This is a genomic window from Streptomyces bluensis (genome assembly GCF_014650715.1).
Lineage (GTDB): Bacteria > Actinomycetota > Actinomycetes > Streptomycetales > Streptomycetaceae > Streptomyces > Streptomyces bluensis.
This window is the reverse complement of sequence record NZ_BMVM01000022.1, coordinates 51,306-67,818: the sequence shown is the minus strand read 5'-3', so window position 1 is coordinate 67,818 and position 16,513 is coordinate 51,306. Positions and strand designations below refer to the sequence as shown.

14 protein-coding genes and 1 pseudogene are annotated in these 16,513 nt (G+C 67.7%); all 15 read left to right on the top strand.

The features are described from left to right. The first annotated feature begins 3 nt into the window (after positions 1-3). Positions 4-1,101, top strand: coding sequence for a hypothetical protein (locus tag IE262_RS34675; RefSeq protein ID WP_189879357.1), 1,098 nt, complete (start codon positions 4-6; stop codon positions 1,099-1,101). A 723-nt stretch (positions 1,102-1,824) separates the two neighbouring features. Further along, positions 1,825-2,019, top strand: coding sequence for a hypothetical protein (locus tag IE262_RS34670; protein ID WP_189879354.1), 195 nt, complete (start codon positions 1,825-1,827; stop codon positions 2,017-2,019). Between the two features lie 342 nt (positions 2,020-2,361). Beyond that, positions 2,362-3,888 carry an ATP-binding protein gene (locus tag IE262_RS34665; protein WP_189879352.1) on the top strand — a complete coding sequence of 509 codons (1,527 nt, stop codon included), beginning with the start codon at positions 2,362-2,364 and terminating at the stop codon, positions 3,886-3,888. A gap of 90 nt (positions 3,889-3,978) precedes the next feature. Then, complete coding sequence (locus IE262_RS34660) at positions 3,979-4,455, top strand: roadblock/LC7 domain-containing protein (protein ID WP_189879350.1); 477 nt, start codon at positions 3,979-3,981, stop codon at positions 4,453-4,455. A gap of 1 nt (position 4,456) precedes the next feature. Beyond that, the gene (locus IE262_RS34655; RefSeq protein WP_189879348.1) at positions 4,457-4,822 is read left to right on the top strand and encodes a DUF742 domain-containing protein; all 366 of its coding nucleotides are present in this window, start codon (positions 4,457-4,459) and stop codon (positions 4,820-4,822) included. After that, positions 4,803-5,432 (top strand): GTP-binding protein, encoded by a 630-nt coding sequence (locus IE262_RS34650; protein ID WP_189879345.1) that lies wholly within the window; start codon positions 4,803-4,805, stop codon positions 5,430-5,432. The genes IE262_RS34655 and IE262_RS34650 overlap by 20 nt, the downstream gene beginning before the upstream one ends. Continuing rightward, positions 5,429-5,965 (top strand): GAF domain-containing protein, encoded by a 537-nt coding sequence (locus IE262_RS34645; protein ID WP_189879344.1) that lies wholly within the window; start codon positions 5,429-5,431, stop codon positions 5,963-5,965. The genes IE262_RS34650 and IE262_RS34645 overlap by 4 nt, the downstream gene beginning before the upstream one ends. 68 nt (positions 5,966-6,033) lie before the next feature. Then, positions 6,034-7,230, top strand: coding sequence for an acyl-CoA dehydrogenase family protein (locus tag IE262_RS34640; RefSeq protein ID WP_189879342.1), 1,197 nt, complete (start codon positions 6,034-6,036; stop codon positions 7,228-7,230). A 95-nt stretch (positions 7,231-7,325) separates the two neighbouring features. After that, positions 7,326-7,943, top strand: a complete 618-nt coding sequence (locus tag IE262_RS34635; protein ID WP_229877798.1) for a hypothetical protein — start codon at positions 7,326-7,328, stop codon at positions 7,941-7,943. A gap of 352 nt (positions 7,944-8,295) precedes the next feature. Next, positions 8,296-9,252, top strand: coding sequence for a hypothetical protein (locus IE262_RS34630; protein WP_189879340.1), 957 nt, complete (start codon positions 8,296-8,298; stop codon positions 9,250-9,252). A gap of 533 nt (positions 9,253-9,785) precedes the next feature. Further along, complete coding sequence (locus tag IE262_RS34625) at positions 9,786-10,244, top strand: type II toxin-antitoxin system HicA family toxin (protein WP_189879338.1); 459 nt, start codon at positions 9,786-9,788, stop codon at positions 10,242-10,244. Positions 10,245-11,540: 1,296 nt separating this feature from the next. Further along, positions 11,541-12,464, top strand: a pseudogene (locus IE262_RS34620) (ABC transporter ATP-binding protein); the annotation flags it as partial. 194 nt (positions 12,465-12,658) lie between these two features. Continuing rightward, complete coding sequence (locus tag IE262_RS34615) at positions 12,659-13,585, top strand: NUDIX hydrolase (protein ID WP_229877796.1); 927 nt, start codon at positions 12,659-12,661, stop codon at positions 13,583-13,585. A 42-nt stretch (positions 13,586-13,627) separates the two neighbouring features. Beyond that, entirely contained in the window at positions 13,628-14,896 is a 1,269-nt protein-coding gene (locus IE262_RS34610) for a protein-L-isoaspartate O-methyltransferase family protein (protein WP_189879336.1), read from the top strand. A gap of 184 nt (positions 14,897-15,080) precedes the next feature. Beyond that, positions 15,081-16,481 carry a phosphotransferase gene (locus tag IE262_RS34605; RefSeq protein ID WP_189879334.1) on the top strand — a complete coding sequence of 467 codons (1,401 nt, stop codon included), beginning with the start codon at positions 15,081-15,083 and terminating at the stop codon, positions 16,479-16,481. Positions 16,482-16,513: the final 32 nt, after the last annotated feature.

Below are 16,513 nucleotides of genomic sequence, written 5' to 3'. Positions count from 1 at the left end.
CCGGTGATCCCCTCGATAGCCAGCCGCATCCCGCTGGTCCGCCGAGCCAAGAAGCCCGCGTTACCGCTGGACGAACGGATCACCCTCCTCAACCGGCTGCCTGTCGAGCCCGCTGGTGCGAGCCACCGTGATCTGGTGGCCCGCACCTGCTCGGTCCTCAACTACGCAGCGTTGATCGTCTCCGACGTCGGGATGCCCGACCTCGCAGCCGACCTGTGCTGGAGGCAGCACCGGGTCTTCGTCGAAGCTGAAAACCTCAGGGGAGACATCGCGGTGATGTCGCTCATGCCCTTGATCAACATCTCCCGGCTGCTGACCCGCGAGGGCGACGGTGAAGCCGCCTACGACGTGCTCACGCGGCTGTACCGCGCTGCCCAGAGACGCGGCACAGCCGAGATCTGCGGCCACACTCTCGATCTGTCCATGCTTATCGACACCGACGCAGACCACCGGAAGATCTGTCAGGAGCTGTGGAGCACCGTGCTCGTCGACGGTGCCAGGGCCTTGGCACGGATCGGCCGCTGGACCGAGGCCGCCGAAGCCATGGCCGCGCACCGCGGCGTCGGCAACCGCCTCCTCGACGGACGCCAAATCCAGATCATGTCCCTGATGGAACGCGGCCTCGATCAGGAGGCTCGCGACACCATCGAGTCCACCACCCCAACAGAACCATGGGAGAACACCATCGCGGCGCTTCTGCGTATCTACTGCCGGCCCGCGCCCAACCCCACGCCAGAGCCGGATGCGGACCTTGCTCTGCAGGAGGCACTCGCGCTGATTACCCCGCCCGATCCCACAACCACGGTGTTCCAGGCCCGAGTTGGACTGACCGCGCTCGAACTGGCCCCTGACCACACAAGCCCTCACGCTGTCCTCCTACGGGACGCCGTCGCCAACGTGGCCAGTCTCGACGCCTACGCCGCCCAAGACGTCCTGAACCACCACACGACGCGCGCCCACCTGACCAGCGAGCAGAGACAGACACTCAACGCCCTACTCACGGCCTCACAGCTCGGTGCAGGCAACCTTCCGCAGGCTCACATGCACGCCCTCACAAAAGCCGTGGGCAAAGCCGAAGCTGCGCTCCGCGGGCTTCTGTAACCCTCTCGTGAACAACATCCGCCCAGCACGGGACTACTTGCACAATTGGGCAAGAATAACTTTGGTCAGCAGCGGAACGAGGGGGCCACCGGTTTGCATCCCCGGGTCCGTCGCCAGCCGACACGCATTACGGCCGGACGGGCTGTTCCTTCCACCACACCCGGCCGCTCGCCGCGACCCTCGACACCGCCCGACCACGACGGCACCCAACTCGATCGTCTGATCGCCGGGAAGTTCTGACAGATTTCGGAGCGTCGACCGCGATATGCGAGACCGTCGGTGCCATGACCAATGCCATCACAGCAAAGGGGGTTAATTGGCCAGCGCCACCTAACTCACAGCGCAGCGACATTCCTCGTTCTGGCACCAGCATCCCTGCTCACTGTCTTTTCACAGGAATCTGGTCCGAGATAGTCGATTACTTCGCTGGTTTACCTATAAACTCGACGAAGGCCGGAAACGGTCACCCGGGCGTCGCGGACAAGACGCAAGACGACAAGTCTGCGTACCCGGAGGACACCGTGCTCGCCCTGTTTCCCGCCTTAGCCGGTATGGCGGCCAGCCTCGGCCGCGCCCGGACCATCGCGGCCACCAGCTGCGCAGGCGCCCCATCCGTCAGCCGCGCAATCGGCCCAAGTCCCGCAGCCGCGTTGGTCATCGCTGCTAAGCCGATGGGCCACGCGGGGCCCGTCGGGAACGCCCTCCCGTCAGGAACCCAGTTCCGTGAGCATCACTGTCTCCCTGGTCCTTTTGCTGGCCATGGTGGTGTGGCTGCTGATCCACAATGGCAGCCTCAAGCCCAGCCACGCCGTAGCGGCCGTGCTCCTCGGCTTCTATCTCCAGGGCAGCTCGCTCGCTCCGTCCATCAGCCGCTTCGTGGAGAGCATGGCCGAGACCATCAGCGCGATCCGCATATAGACCGGCCGTCGGGGCACCGTAGTGAGCCCGGACCGTACGCCACCTCCCTCGTCGGCTGCGGACTGGTGCGCGTGCCCCGGCGGCCACTCCCGCCGAAGTCTCGGCCTGGTCGCCGCTGCTCCCCAGCTCGGCGACGGTGCGCTGCTCGCCCGTTCCCCGCCGGCCGCGTTCTCCTCCCCGTCAGGACCATGTTCCACGAGGTCACCCATGTCTGATCTGTCATGCCCGCGTTCAAACGGTCACCGACGTGGCCAGCGACGGCGGGCTCACGGAGCCGCGCCACTACGCACCGAGAAGGGACTACGCCTGCGGCTGCGGCTTCTGGTGTTCATACCCGCCCTCTTGACCTCGGCATTTTCGTGCACGGCGGCTGTCGTCGGCACGGTGGCCCGTGTCCATGTGGATGGCTGGATCATCGTGACGGCGGTAGCAGCGGCTGGTCTGACCGTGCTGATCGTCGCAGAGTGGTTGGCAGTTCGCACTGCGGCTGAGCTACACCGGCAGCGCAGCGAGTACAGCGATTCAGTGCATAGCTGGCTGCGCCACTTCAAATCCGGCGTGGACGAAGGACGCAAGAGCATCAGCGGAGCCCTGGAGCAGCTCGACCGGGGCGAGCGGCCCTCCGCTCCCGCCTTCGGCGCGGCACAGGCGAACTCCGACGGCAACCCGTGGAATGAGGCCGATGCCGCTCTAGCCCAGTTGAACGAGGAAGCCTGGCGGGCGGTGGTGAACGGCCGGCAGGCCGAACTGACGCAAGCACTCGTCTATCTCGCCGGCGGCTTGACCCTGCTGCTCGTGCGCGCGCTGGGCATCGTGACGGAGCTGACCAAGCAGGTCCAGGACCCGGACGTGCTGTATCGCGTGTTCGACGTCAACAATCTCCTCAAGCGCATGCGGCGGTCGGCCGGACGGCTGGCGGTTCTGGGTGGTGTGAAGGCGCGCCAGCTGAACCAGCCGATCGGGCTGGTGGATCTTCTGCGTGGCGCGTCGGGGGAGATCGAAAAGTACGCCCGGGTCCGCATGCACACGTCCACCCTGGATGTGCAGATACCAGGCTTTGCGGGACCCGATCTGATCCACCTGCTGGCCGAGTTGGAGGAGAACGCCACTCTCTGCTCGCCGCCGGACAGCAAGGTCGTCGTGCGGGCGACGAGGGTCACCGCGGGTCTGGCCGTGGAGATCGAGGACCGGGGCATAGGCATGGCTCAGGGCGAACTCGATCGCTACAACCGGATGCTGGCCAATCCGCAGGACACGGACCTGGCCGAACAACTGGCCCAGCGCCAGACCGGCCTGCTCGTCGTGGCCAAGCTCGCCCGCCGGTACGGCATCCAGGTGCAACTGCAGAAGAATCTCATGCACGGCACCACGGCGCTCGTTGTGGTGCCGGACGAACTCCTGCTCTGGCAGGACAGGTCGGCGGCCCTGTCACAGACTCAACCGGCCGCAGCCGTTGCCGCTGTTCCAGGCCCGGAGTCGCAGTTCGTGGGGCGCCCTGGACCGCGTCCCGCTGGCGGTCCCAGGCCCAGTCCCCCGGCCCCGGCCCCGGCCCCGGCCCCGGCAGGGATGGCCCCATTGCCTCACCGTGACGCGCGGCGTACGCCAGCGCAGCAACCTGTCGCGTCGGCTGAGTGCACGGCAACGCCTCCAAAGGGCGCAGCACACGACACTCGCCCCACGTTGCCGCAGCGGACACCGCAGGCAGCGGTCATGGGTGAGTCTGCGGCGCCTGCAGTGTCAGAGGCGGGCCCAGTCTCACAAGCACCGCCGGATCCAACCTTCGTCAGCAAGTTCGCCCAGGGCGTGTATCGCGCGGAGCAAGCCGAGACAGACAGCGGGGCGTGGCCGTCCGAGGGAAGCACGAGCTAGCCGCCCGCAGCCGCCTCCCGATCACGTCCTTCGTGCCCGCCTTGGCGCCTGGGCACCAGCCGTACAGCGTACGGAGATACGGAGAATTCGATGACCACCGACTCGACGACAGTCCAGCCGGAAGAGGTTCTGGACCAGCTGCTCAACGACCTCGCCCAGCTGCCCGAAGTGACCGGAGTCCTGCTCGCCTCGCAGGACGGCATGAGGCTGGCTCACGCAGGACCGGGAATGGACGGCACCCTGGCGGACCGCATGGCCGCAGTGATCAACGGTATGTACTCGATCGCCAACGGCGTCGACGACGGCCAGGGCCGGGTCGAACAGGTTCTCGTCAGGAAGAACAACTGGCTCCTGTTCATCATGAGCGCCGGGAACCCGCCTGCCGTGGTGGCGCGGAACGCGGGACGCGACCCGGACAAGGTCGAAAGCGTGTTGGGCGTGCTGACCAACACGCGGGCGGACGAGGGCGCCGTCGGATTCGCGATGGTCAACCTGATCAAGCGGATGGGCGAACTGCTGGCCACACAGGCGCGCGTGAGCGGGGCCCCTTCCGGTGACGGCCAGTGAGATGGCGGCCGCAAGCGGCCCGGCCTGGACCGTCGAGGACACCGAGGCCCCCAGCCTCTACGTCCTGACCGGCGGCCAGACCAGGCCCACTCGCGACTTGCAGATCGAGACGCTGCTGTGGGCCGAGGGAGAACCGCCACCCGGCCAGCCGCCGGAAGCCGCACAGGCCATGGCGTTGTGCCGGGAGCAGCCCGTGGCAGTCGCCGAGATCGGCGCCCTGATCGGGTTGCCCTTCCAGATCACCAGGATCCTCATGTCCCGGCTGATCGACATCGGCGCGCTGAGTGCCGTGACCGCCACGAACGCCGCTGACCTTCCCGACATTGCTCTCCTGAAGGCCCTTCGCGATGGACTCCTCAAGCTCTGACCTCGGGCTGTCACGCCGGCTCGGCGGGGCGAAGCCCATATCAATCAAGATCGTCATCGCCGGCGGATTCGGGGTCGGCAAGACCACGTTTGTGGGCGCCGTCTCCGAGATCACCCCGCTGCGTACTGAGGCCGTGATGACCGCAGCCTCCGAGGGTGTGGACGACCTCACGCTGCTGTTCGACAAGAAGGCGACCACCGTCGGCATGGACTTCGGGCGGATCACCTTCCCGCAGCTGAACACCATCCTGATGCTGTTCGGCACACCAGGGCAGAACCGGTTCTGGTTCATGTGGGACGAGCTCACGCGAGGAGCTCTCGCCGCCGTTGTCCTCGTCGACACCCGCCGCCTCGACGAAAGCTTTCCCGCGGTCGACTACTTCGAGCGGCTCGGTCTGCCCTTCCTGGTCGCCGTGAACGAGTTCGACGACGCCAGCCGCTACGACCCCGACGAAGTCTCGTCAGCTCTTTCCCTGCCGGCCACGGTTCCGGTCGTGCTGTGCGATGCCCGTAAGAGGGCGGACGCGGCCAGCGTACTCGGCCGTCTCGTCGACCACACTCTCACCCTCTCACATGCCCATGCCAACTTTCTGCGAGGAGCACAGCTGTGAACCCACATGCTCCGTCCGATCTCCTGTCCACTACCGGCCACGACATCGACTGGCAGAGCCATCTGCCTGAATTCTTCGACCCCGCAGCTCCTCCCGTGGGCGCATTCGACGCGTTCGCCCAGCAGGTAGCCAACGCGGCCGGCACCCCGTACGCCATGCTCAACTGGGTCGGCAGCGAGCAGCTCTTCCTCGGTCTCGCCAACCCCACCGGAGGCGAACTGCCCGTGGTGAGCCGCGGCATGCCGCTGACCCGCGGCTTCTGCCCCCACGTCGTCCAGCGCCGAGGCTCGCTAGTACTGACTGATGTCCTCGACTTCGACGAGTTCGCAGGTAACCCGGTCGTCGACGAGATCGGGGTCCGCGTCTATGGAGGAGCCCCCCTCATCGACGAACGCACGAACCACGTCTGGGGCACGGTCTGCGTGGTCGGCACCGAGCCGCGTCCCCGCTCGGCAGGACGCCCCCTGTGGACACTCATTGACCACTACCGCGACCTCTTCATGACCGAGTTCTACCGGCGTACCAGCTCGTAGCACCGACACAACGTTGCGCAAGGCCCCACTGCAGCGACCAGCCAAGCAGGGAGAAGAGGAAGACCACGATGCCCACCACGAGCCCGTACCTGACTGACGATCACGAGCGCCTTAGGGAACAGGTCAAGAGCATCGCGGACGCCGAGATCGCCCCCCGGGTACCGGGCATGGAGTCCCGGGGCTCGCACACCGACCGCGAACTGCGACCGATCATGGGCGAGTGGCTCGGGCTGCTCATCAGCTCCGAGTGGGGTGGCAGGGACGAGGGACACCTCGCCAAGACCGTCGCGGTGACAGAGGTGTCGCGCGTCAGCGGGGCCGCCGGCGCCATACTCCAGGCATCGATCCTCGGGGCTGCCCCGATCACCGAGTACGGCAGCGACGAGCTGCGCCGCACATGGCTGCCTGCCATCGCTGCCGGCGAGGTCTGGCCGAGCATCGCGGTCACGGAGCCCCGCCACGGCAGCCATCTGCTGGACATGGACAGTACCGCTCGCTTCGACAACGGCGAACTCGTGATCGACGGCGCGAAGGAATTCATAGGGAACGCCGGCCTTGCGGACATCCACTGCGTCGTGGTCCGGACAGGCGAGCGCGGCGACGCACGGGGCCTGACTGCTGTCCTGGTCGAGGCCGAACGAGACGGTGTCGAGGTCGTCCACCGACCCTCCAGTGGTCTGCATGGATTCTCCGTCGACGGACTCCGCCTCGACGGTGTCCGTGTCCCGGAAGGCAACATCATTGGCGAGGTCGGCGGCGGCCACGACGTAGCGCTCATGTCGTCGGTGGTCTACGGCAGACTCAACCTCGCGGCCGTCGCACTCGGCATCCACCAGCAGGCACTGGACGTGACCACCAGGTGGGTCTCCGTGGAACGCGAGCGCTACAACGGCTACCTCTCCGACGTGAAGATGGTGCGCCGCCGCATCTCCGAGATGGCCTTCCGGCTGATGCAGGCCGAACTCGCCGCGTACCACGCCGCCTATCTCCTGGACCAGGGGCAGTCGTGCGACAGATGGCTGTACAACGCCAAACTCGTGAACAACCGTCATGGCGTCGCCTCCGCCGAAGATGCCAAGCAACTGCACGGCGGTCACGCCACACGCGTCGGCAACCCCTGCGAGCGGATACTGCGGGACATCCAGCTCATCAACGCCCCCGCCGGACCGGACGACATCCAACTCAAGTACATCGGGGACGACGTACTCGAGCCCACCCGGCACCAGTGGTCCGCAGAGCACGCATCCCGGCGCCGTGCTGCCTGAGCGCCGAACTGGCGCCCTCCTGCCTCCTGTCCAAAGGCACCAACCCCACTCCCACCAGACCCGCCCATCCGTCCACACCCTCAAGGATCATGACAGTGAGTCGGATCAGAATCGCTACCTGTAATTTCGAGCTCAACGGCAACGGCGACCACGAGAAGTGGCTGACTATGCACCAGCGGCTGGCCAAGCTGCGTCCGACGATTCTGTGCCGCCAGGAGAACATCGGCCACGCCCGTACTGGCCGTGGGTCCACCCTGTTCGGCCAGTCGAAGCGCATCCTGCAGCTCGCCGGCGAACTCGGCCCGGGGTTGGGCTCCATCGCGCTGTATTACGACCCCGAGGTGTTCGAGCAGATCACTCTCTGGGAAACCGAGTGGCCAGGCTGGCTGCTGCACCCCACCGCCATGACCTTGCGCGTACGCGGTACCAGGGACGTCGACCTGGTGGCCGCCTGCACTCACCTGTCATACAACTCTCCATCGCTTCGGGCGGTCCAGGCGGACGACGTAACCCGGTTCGCCGACCGTGTCGAGATGCACGAGACCAGCACCGGCACCATCGAACGGAAGCTACCTGTCCTCGCGGTCGGCCAGGACTGCTCGCCCCGACCGTCGACGCGTCGCCGACTCACGGCCCGGCCCACCGCGTGGACCTCATCTTCACCAGCCGGATACTCCTGCCCGCCGTGGTCAGCGTCGAGGTCATCGACATGAAGGGCCTGTCCGACCACCACACGGTGCTCGCAACGTACGACCGCGGCACGCTCATCGAGCTCTACCGCCAGCACTTCCTGTCCGCCGCCTGACCCACTCGTCGGTCCCGGTGCCCACCACCGAAAACCTCCGCGTTTCCCCCTGTCCGTAGCTCCGAAAGCCAGTTAATGAAGAGCCGAGCTCCTCTCTCTCCCCCGCCCCCATGGCTGCCCAAAGCCCGCACCAGTCTCGGAATCCGAGGACACGTCCGCCTCGGCACTCCCCCGAGCGGCACCCTGGTGGTCGCTCTCGTCGCCGTCCCGCACGATCCGCAGCCCGGACGGGTATCGATGACGGCTAGGGGGACGCGGGGGTGACGATCATCCACGTCCTCAACGAGACCCGGGGCCACACCGGGCTCGCCGAGGAGATCGAGCAGATCCTGCGGGACACCGCTTCCTTGCTCCAGGAGGTCACGGACCTGCCCTGTCCGAGCCTGGTGTTCCGGCTGCTCACTCCCCGCGCCTGGAGGGCCGAGATCCGGGCATGGGCCGAGCGGGCGCTGGAGGAAGACCTCGTGCAAGCCCACCTCAACGGGCCGGAGGCGGACCAGGTCCGCGGTCGGCTCGCAGCATGGGCCGCCACCGCCCTGCGCCTGGGCTGGCCGATGAACCCCGGCCTCACGATCACCGACCACTACGGCGAACCCCACACCCTCATCGCGCCGCAGGCCCTGCACCACACGGGGATCCGGTACGACCGCACCGCACTTATCCGCTTCGTCGTCCACGCCTGCACCCACCACGCGCAGATCACGGCAAGCGCGGGCGCGCTCCCACCACCCCCGATCCGCACTGGTGAACGGGTGCACGATGACTCGGCCACGAGGGCCCTGATGGAGGGGCATGCCGCCTGGGCCGAACAGGAGGTGGCCACCGCCTTCTTCGGATTCTGCCGTGAACACCGGCCCCGAGCAGTGCCGTGCTCATGGCGGTACCGGCAACACGGGCGGCTGCTCCCCTGGTTGAAACGCCCTGCGGATCTCACCTCATGGGTGTGCTCGCATTCAGTGGATCAAAATGCGGCGGCCCGCGGCGACGGCGTGGGCTTTATCAAGGCAGCCATCGAAGTCGCGGGCAGCGTCGTCCCGTTCAACCGGATCTGGACCGACGCGTCGCTCGCCCCGACGTGCCGGGAAATCACCAATCCGGAGGCGTGGTTCAGCCGCGTCAGTATCGAAGGACCGACGATCCTGCAACCGCCGCCCCAGTGGGGAGTCACCGCTCCTGCGTCCCTGGCCCAGCCCGTTTGTCTCACGCCTTCGCCTTAGGAGAGCACCACCGACGCACCGTGCCTTCTTGTGCGCCGGCCCGGCGAGGGTCCGTGAGTCAGGCCCGCAGATAAGCCGTGCCGGGGCAAGGCCAAACCACTATTCGACAACCCAGCAAGGAGGACCGGGGTGAAGACCAAGGATGGTGACGTAGTCCGTCTCGTGCCCATGAACCCGGAGCACGACAGGGGCCCCGAGGAGAAGCGGGGCCTCCTTCCCGCACGGTGGTGTCAGGCGTGCGAGCGCGTTCTGGCCCCGCCGGAGCCCGACTGGCTTGGGATGACGGAACTCACCTACTCCCAGACCAAGCCCACCGCCACCGCCGCGGAGAAAGCCGCCGGCCAGCGATGGCAGGCTGCCCAGGACACGTCCGGCATGCGCGGCTTCCCGGCGGAGGTGGGCCAGGGCCGCAACCCCACCAGATTCGTACGCGGGTCCGTCTTCACCATCGGCCCTCGCCCCCAGCACCACCACCCAAGGGTGTCCGGACGCCGCCCGCCAACGTCGGGTTGCGGCTGCCCGAGGCGCCCGAGGTGCCGATCATCACGGCCGCCTTCCATAGCTCGTACTGCAACCCGCGCGTTCGGGAAGCCGAGGCGCACGAGCTGTCGTCACTGGTGGACAAAGTCAAATCCCACCAGGGCGCTACTGCGACTCCTCAATGGTTGCCGCAAGCTGCCCTTCCTCAAGGAAATACTTCATCAACGAAGGTCTGCATGTCCAAGATAAATCCACAAAAAGGGATTCGCGACGGACGGTTGCGCGATCTCGCTAAGGCCGCTCGGCGACAAGGTTTCGAGCTGGGGAGAACCAATTCGGACCACGTGTATTTGCGGTGCCCGCGCTGCCCGATCCGTATCACCTTCTCTACGACCGTCAGCGGAAGAGACAACAGGGCGTATCTCGCCGTATTGAAGCGGCTGCGCGAGCACGGACTGGAGTACCAGGGCATAGGGGGCGTCCACCGCGTTAACTCTTCCTTGATGAATTAGTTCGGGGCTTAAAAGCCGATACCCACAAATCGTGACACTCCTCGACGCGTTCAACCAGGTCTGGACCACCCCTGATCTTGTAACGCTCAAGTCCGAAACCAATACGCCGGAGCTCTGGCGATGGCGCTTGGGACAACCGCGAACGGCCTCACCCCCAACCCATTTGTCCTGTCGCTGTCTGTGCCGTCACCGACGGGGACCCGCTTCACGTCCCGTCCGCTCCATCCTCGGAGGGTTTCACCATCATCGCTCGCCAGCACTTTCGGTAGCCGCACAGTCCGTCGCGGATCACCGTCGACGGCCGCGATCTACATCGGAGTCAGCAGGGACTTCATGAACACAATGATGCGCAAGGTCTTGGACCAAGCCCTGGACAGCGGACAGCCGTCCATTCTGATTGCAAAGTGCCGGAACCACTTCCGACTCGTCAGCGGAAAGGGCGGACGGGATGGCCGACAGACGTCCTGCGAATACGACGCCTAACGTGCTCAGCAGCAACGACAATCCCTTAACCGGGTGACACCCCTCTGCCAGAGTGGTCGAACGCGACATCACGACCGCGTCACTCAGCCCCCCGGGACCTCTGCCGCCCACTCGAACTTTCGCCCGAAGATTCGCCCGCCGCCGCCCGTGACGGCTTCTTGATCAGGCGAGTTCTTGAGACACCCAACCCATCCGACCGATCACAGGAGGAAGCTATGAATACCGTCCCCACCCTCACCCCGGTACCTCCTGCCTTCGAACAGCCTGTCCCGAGTGCCTCCTCCAGTCGGACGTACCTGGTGCACGGTGTTGACACCCTCCGGATGTCCGCCGCGGATACGTCACGACCGGCACCGAGGTGGGGGGCATGACCGACCCGAAACTCCTGCCGGCTTCCATTCGCTCCTGGGCGGAAGCCACCCTGGGCCCTCTCGCAGCCGTGCTCGACGCCTCCGGCGCACGGCCTGCCTCACGCGTTTGGGAGACAGTGCGGCAAAGCGCCGATGCCCGCTTCTTCATGAGGGTTCCCTCCAGTCCCACGTCGTACATACGGGAGACGTTCGCCCACCGGCACGCCGTCCCCTTCCTCGGCTCTGGCCGCGCCACCTTCGAGGTGTACCGGAGGGGCCAGTTGTTTATGCCGCTGGGCTGGCCCACTGAGCCGACCGGGGGTGACCGGTGAGCGCCGAACCACAAGCCCAGGCCCCTGCTGCAGCTGCGTCACCTCGCCGGTTGCCGCCTCCGCCGCCCGCCGAGCTGCGCTATGGCGGCAGGTACGGCAAGAATCCGCTGGCGGAGGTGTCGTTCGCGGCGATGTGCCGGCGGCTTCCGTCGGTGCTGGCGCAGACTGCCCGGATGGCGTGGGCCATCGACCGGCGGGCTGTGCTGTTGCTGGCCGTCTGCCAGCTGGCCATCGGGGTCAGTGCCGCCCTCCAGCTGACCGCGACCACCGATGCGATGCGGTCGGTCCTGGCCGGCGGGGAGGTGGCCGACCGGGTGCGCGAGGCGTTGCCCGCGCTGGTGGTCATCGCGCTGGCGGCGGCGGTCGGACGGGGCGCGACCGCGTTGTCCTCGTATGCGGACGGCCGGATCACGCCCCCGTTGACGACCGAGGCGGACAGCAGCCTGGTGGAGGCGGTGTGCCGGATGGAGGCTGCCGCCCGCGCCGAGGACGGTTGCGCGGACCGGGAGGAGGCCGCGGAGATGGGTGTGGTCCGCAGTCGCCTGGTGGTGCAGGATGCCACCCGCCTTACGGCCGCCGTGGTCCGGATGGTCACTGCGAGCGGGGTATTGACGGTGCTGCATCCGCTGATGCTGCCGCTGCTGCTGCTCGCTGTCGTTCCCGCCGGGGTGGGCGCTGTGCTGCACGCGAAGGTCACCTATGAGACGCATTACGCCAATGTGGCCGACCGCAACGTGCGGCAGAACATGCGTGGCTGGGTTACGAGCCTGAAATTTGCCGATGAGGTCCGCGCCAACGGTATGACCGGGTATCTGGGGTTCTGGTACCGGACAATTTCGGAGCGTATCGACGCGCGCACGCTGGCCGCCGCGCCCAAGATGCTGCTGATCACGCTTGCCAGCTCGGCGATCGGCGGCATCTTCCTGGTCCTCACCTGGGCCGCGCTGGCCTGGCTGGCGGCCACCGGGCGGATCGAGGCGGCCATCGCCGCGACCGCGGTCGTTGCCGTGCAGACCACGCTGGCAGCCCTCAGCCAGCTCGTCGTCTACGGCGCTAGGTCGCCGACCGGATCATCGTGATGGAGCACGGCCGGATCTCCGAGCAGGGAACGTACGAGGAACTCGCCGCCGGAGGCGGCCTGTTCGCCGAACTCCTGGCCCTCTCTCACGACCGCTGACCATCCCGTTGCCGCACCCCGCCGTGAGGGGCGCGGCGACCCTCGCACCCTGCCCGCCGTACGGAGGATTCGTTGACCACATCGGCTGCGCCCATGACCGTCATGGCGCTTCTCGTCCGCCCCGATGGCCGCTACCTGCTGCATCTGCGGGACGCCAACAAGAACATCTGCAGCGCCGGGCAGTGGTCCCTGCCCGGCGGCCACCCCGAGCCCGGCGAAAGTCTCGACGACGCGATCGCCCGCGAACTGCTGGAAGAGGCCGGCCTGCGCATCCCGGGCCTGGCCCCGCTCGCCGTCGTCGAGAACACCGACACCGATGACCGGCCCACCAACCGGATCCTGGTGTACGTCGGGACCTGGAACGGCGACCCCGCGCTATTGCCCCTCACCGAGGGCATCATGCTGCGCTGGACCGATCCCGAGCAGATCCCGTATTTGACCATGGACCCCAAGACCACGGCCGTCATCCACCACCACCAGGCCGATCCGGGTGCCCGCCACCATGCCGGCGAGCAGCTGCCCGTGCTCCGCGTCCGCGGCACCGGCACCGGCACCGGCACGAAGACGGTTCCGAACGTCATCGGTGTCCACCTGTATCTGGAGCGGGAGGGCGAGATCCTGCTCGGGCTGCGGCACCCCGACTCTGCCTATGCGCCCTTGGAGCATCACTTCCTGGCCGGTCACTGCGAGCGAGAGTCCGCCGTTGCCTGTCTGATCCGGGAGGCGACGGAGGAGGCCGGGCTGGTGATCAAGGCCGAGGACATCGACCTCGTGCACACCGTCCACCTCCTGGAGGCTCCCAGCACCCAGCCCCGACTGCAGCTGATCTTCCGGGCCCACCAATGGCAAGGCGAACCGCAGGTCCTGGAGCCCGACAAGTGCGTGAACTGGGGCTGGTGGCCCGCCGACGCCCTGCCGGAGCCGACCGTCGCCTACACCCGTGCCGCCATCGACGGCATCCGGCACGGACGCCACTACACCGAACCCGGCTGGACCTGACCCTCTCCCCCTTCCCACTCGCCTCTCAGGGAGATCACCACCATGCCTGAACCCGCCCCACCAGCATCCCTGACCACCGCACCCCTGACCGCCGCAGCCGTGGACGACGCCGACGCGGCGACAGCCCGTGCGGCCATGGTCGCCCGCCTCCACGCGGCCGGGCATCTGTCCCCCGGCCCGGTGTCCGAGGCACTGCTGGCGCTGCCCCGGCAGGCGCTGATGCCGCAGGCGTACGTACGGCGCAGCTCACCGGACGAGACCCCACCACGCTGGGACCTGCTGGACTGGTCGGTGCCCGAGGACCGGGACGAGCTGTTGCGCGTGCTCTACAGCGGGGACAGCGTGGCCGTCCAGCACGACGGTGAGCCGCTCCTGGGCCGGTCGCGTGGCACGCGTACGGGCGGGGCGATGACGTCCATGTCAAGCGTGATGGGGATGACAGCCGAACTCCTGCAGGAGCTGGATCTGGAGCCTGGACAGCGGGTGCTGGATATTGGCACGGGCACCGCCGTGACTGCCGCAGTGGCCTGCTTCGTCAGTAGCGACGCCCGGGTCGTCACGATCGACATCGACTACCACGTCACCTCGGCCGCCGCCGCCCACCTCGCCGACCTCGGCTACCGGCCCACCGTGGTCACGGGGGATGGCGAGGCAGGCTGGCTGGACCGGGCGCCGTACGACCGAATGCTCATCTCCTTCGCCGTACCCCGAGTGCCACGGGCGCTGGTGGAACAGCTCGCGCCGCAGGGGTTGTTGCTGGCGACGGTCGGCACCAGTTCGCCCTCGTGGCCCGGACTTGCCGTGATCACGAAAACCGCCCAAGGACGCGTTGAGGGAGAGCTGCGGGCGGTCGAGTTCGGGCACCGCGCCGGGTGGGGCAGGGACCGCCTCTTCCTGTCCGCCGCGTTCCGCGCGCAGATGGCCACAGCCGAAGGCGTGACCGTACGCGGGCACCGCCTGCCACCACCCCCAGAGGCACGTGGATTCTGGCTGGCCCTCGATCACCTTCGTCCCGGACTGGTACGCAACTTCGGCGCCGAGCACCTTCAGATCGGCGCTCCGGAGTGCGGCTCCTGGGTGCGCATGAGCCCGAATGGTGACGGCATGTGCTCAGTCACAGCGTTCGGACCTCGCGCCATCTGGCACGAGATCGAACAGATCGCGGCCCGATGGCAGGCGGCCGGCGAACCTGACGCGTACCGGATCGAGTTCTATGCGGACGGAAAACAGTGGGCCGTCGCCGGGTTCGGCCGTAACAAGCTCTGCTGGCCGCTCCACGACCAGCGCCCTCTGAAAGGGGACCCGCGGTGAACTCGCCCGCCGATCACCAACCCACCTCGACTCCAGATGACAAGGACCTGTTGGTCGGGCCAGCGGCCGACGCGTACCCCCGCTTCCGGCCTGGCGTGCCCGAGCAGGTCACGCGGCTACTGGCCGACGCCATACCGGGCGTGCCCGACGTGGCGCTGTTGGCCCGCCGCCCGGGAGGCCCCGCGTGAGCGGGCAGGCCGCCGGAGGGCGATTCACGGTTCCGGTCGACGTGCACCTGATCCTGCTGCGCAACAGCCCCAAGGGCCAGCAGGTGCTGCTGACCCGGCGGGCCGGGCCCGTGTATGCGGCCGGAATGTGGCATCTGCCCTCGGGGCACCTGGACGGACCGCACGAGGACGTCGTCGAGAGCGGACTGCGGGAGCTTCGGGAGGAGACCGGTGTCGTGGCCAGCCGGGCGGATGTCCGTGGGGCGCTCACAGTCCATCACCGCGCCCCGGCAGGCGGCGCCCGCGCCGGAGTGTTCCTGGTCGTGGTGGACTGGCAGGGCGAGCCGGAGATTACCGAGCCCACCCTGTGCGACGCGATGGACTGGTTCGGATGGGATGCGCTGCCGGAGCCGATGGTGGCCTACTGCCGAGCCGGCCTCGACGCTTACCGCGCCGGAGCACGCCTGGCCGTGCACTTCCAACAGCCCCGCGATCCGATCGCCTACGATCCCGCCCTCGACCGATTGCGCATCGTCGCCGACGCACCCCGTCCCTCGAACGCACTGGCACCGCAGGACGCGGTGCGTGTCTTCGCAGAGCAGGCGGTGGGCCGGATCGCCGACTGGGCGGATGCGTCGTGGGTCCGCGAGAACAGCCGCGTGTGGCGGGCCGTCGGCCGCTCCGGGGGCACCTGGTACGTGAAGATCCACCACAATGACCGCTTCCACGGACGGGAGGTGACCGCGTACCGCTCGTGGACGCATTCGCTCGGTTGGCACGCGCCGCGCCTGGTAGCCGCCGACGCGTCGCAGCGGGCGATCGTGGTGACCGCCTTGCCGGGACGCAGCCTGCACGGCGCCATCCTGGACCGGACAACTGAGGCGCGGGTGCACCGCGGGCTCGGCGAGCTGGCCGGCGCGTTCCACCACAGCGCCCCGCCCCACTCACCCCCCGCCGACCTCACCTCCCCCTCGGGGAAGTTGGAGCGTCACCTGTCCGTCGCCCGCCCGTATCTGAAGAACGGGGACGAAGAACTGCTGCGCGCTCTCGCCGCCCGGCGTGCGGCCCTGCCTCCGATCGTCGAGGTGCCCACCCTCGGTGATCTGCAGCCGCGGAATGCGCTGCTCGCCGATGACGACACGCTCGGCCTGTTCGACTTCGAGCGCGCCGAGTACGCGCCCGCGGTGCGTGACCTGGTCCGCCTCAGCGACCAGTGGCACGGCCGCCCCGACCTGGAGGAAGCCTTCCTGGACGGCTACGGCCGCACCCTCACCGCAGACGAGGTGGAGCTGTGGGAATGCGAGAGGGGACTCGATGCGCTCTCCAGCATCCAGTTCGGCATGACCCACCACGACCCCGAACTCGTCGAGCGCGGCCACCGCACCCTGGCCCGCCTCCACCAACTCGCCCGTTCCTGACCCCTCCCGCCACCTCAATGAAGGAGATACCC

What these genes read in the sequence shown, in the direction of transcription:
- IE262_RS34655 (WP_189879348.1), top strand. Translation starts at nt 4,457, where the DNA reads ATGGCGGCCGCAAGCGGCCCGGCCTGGACCGTCGAGGACACCGAGGCC.
- IE262_RS34660 (WP_189879350.1), top strand. Translation starts at nt 3,979, where the DNA reads ATGACCACCGACTCGACGACAGTCCAGCCGGAAGAGGTTCTGGACCAG.
- IE262_RS34610 (WP_189879336.1), top strand. Translation starts at nt 13,628, where the DNA reads ATGCCTGAACCCGCCCCACCAGCATCCCTGACCACCGCACCCCTGACC.
- IE262_RS34640 (WP_189879342.1), top strand. Translation starts at nt 6,034, where the DNA reads ATGCCCACCACGAGCCCGTACCTGACTGACGATCACGAGCGCCTTAGG.
- IE262_RS34650 (WP_189879345.1), top strand. Translation starts at nt 4,803, where the DNA reads ATGGACTCCTCAAGCTCTGACCTCGGGCTGTCACGCCGGCTCGGCGGG.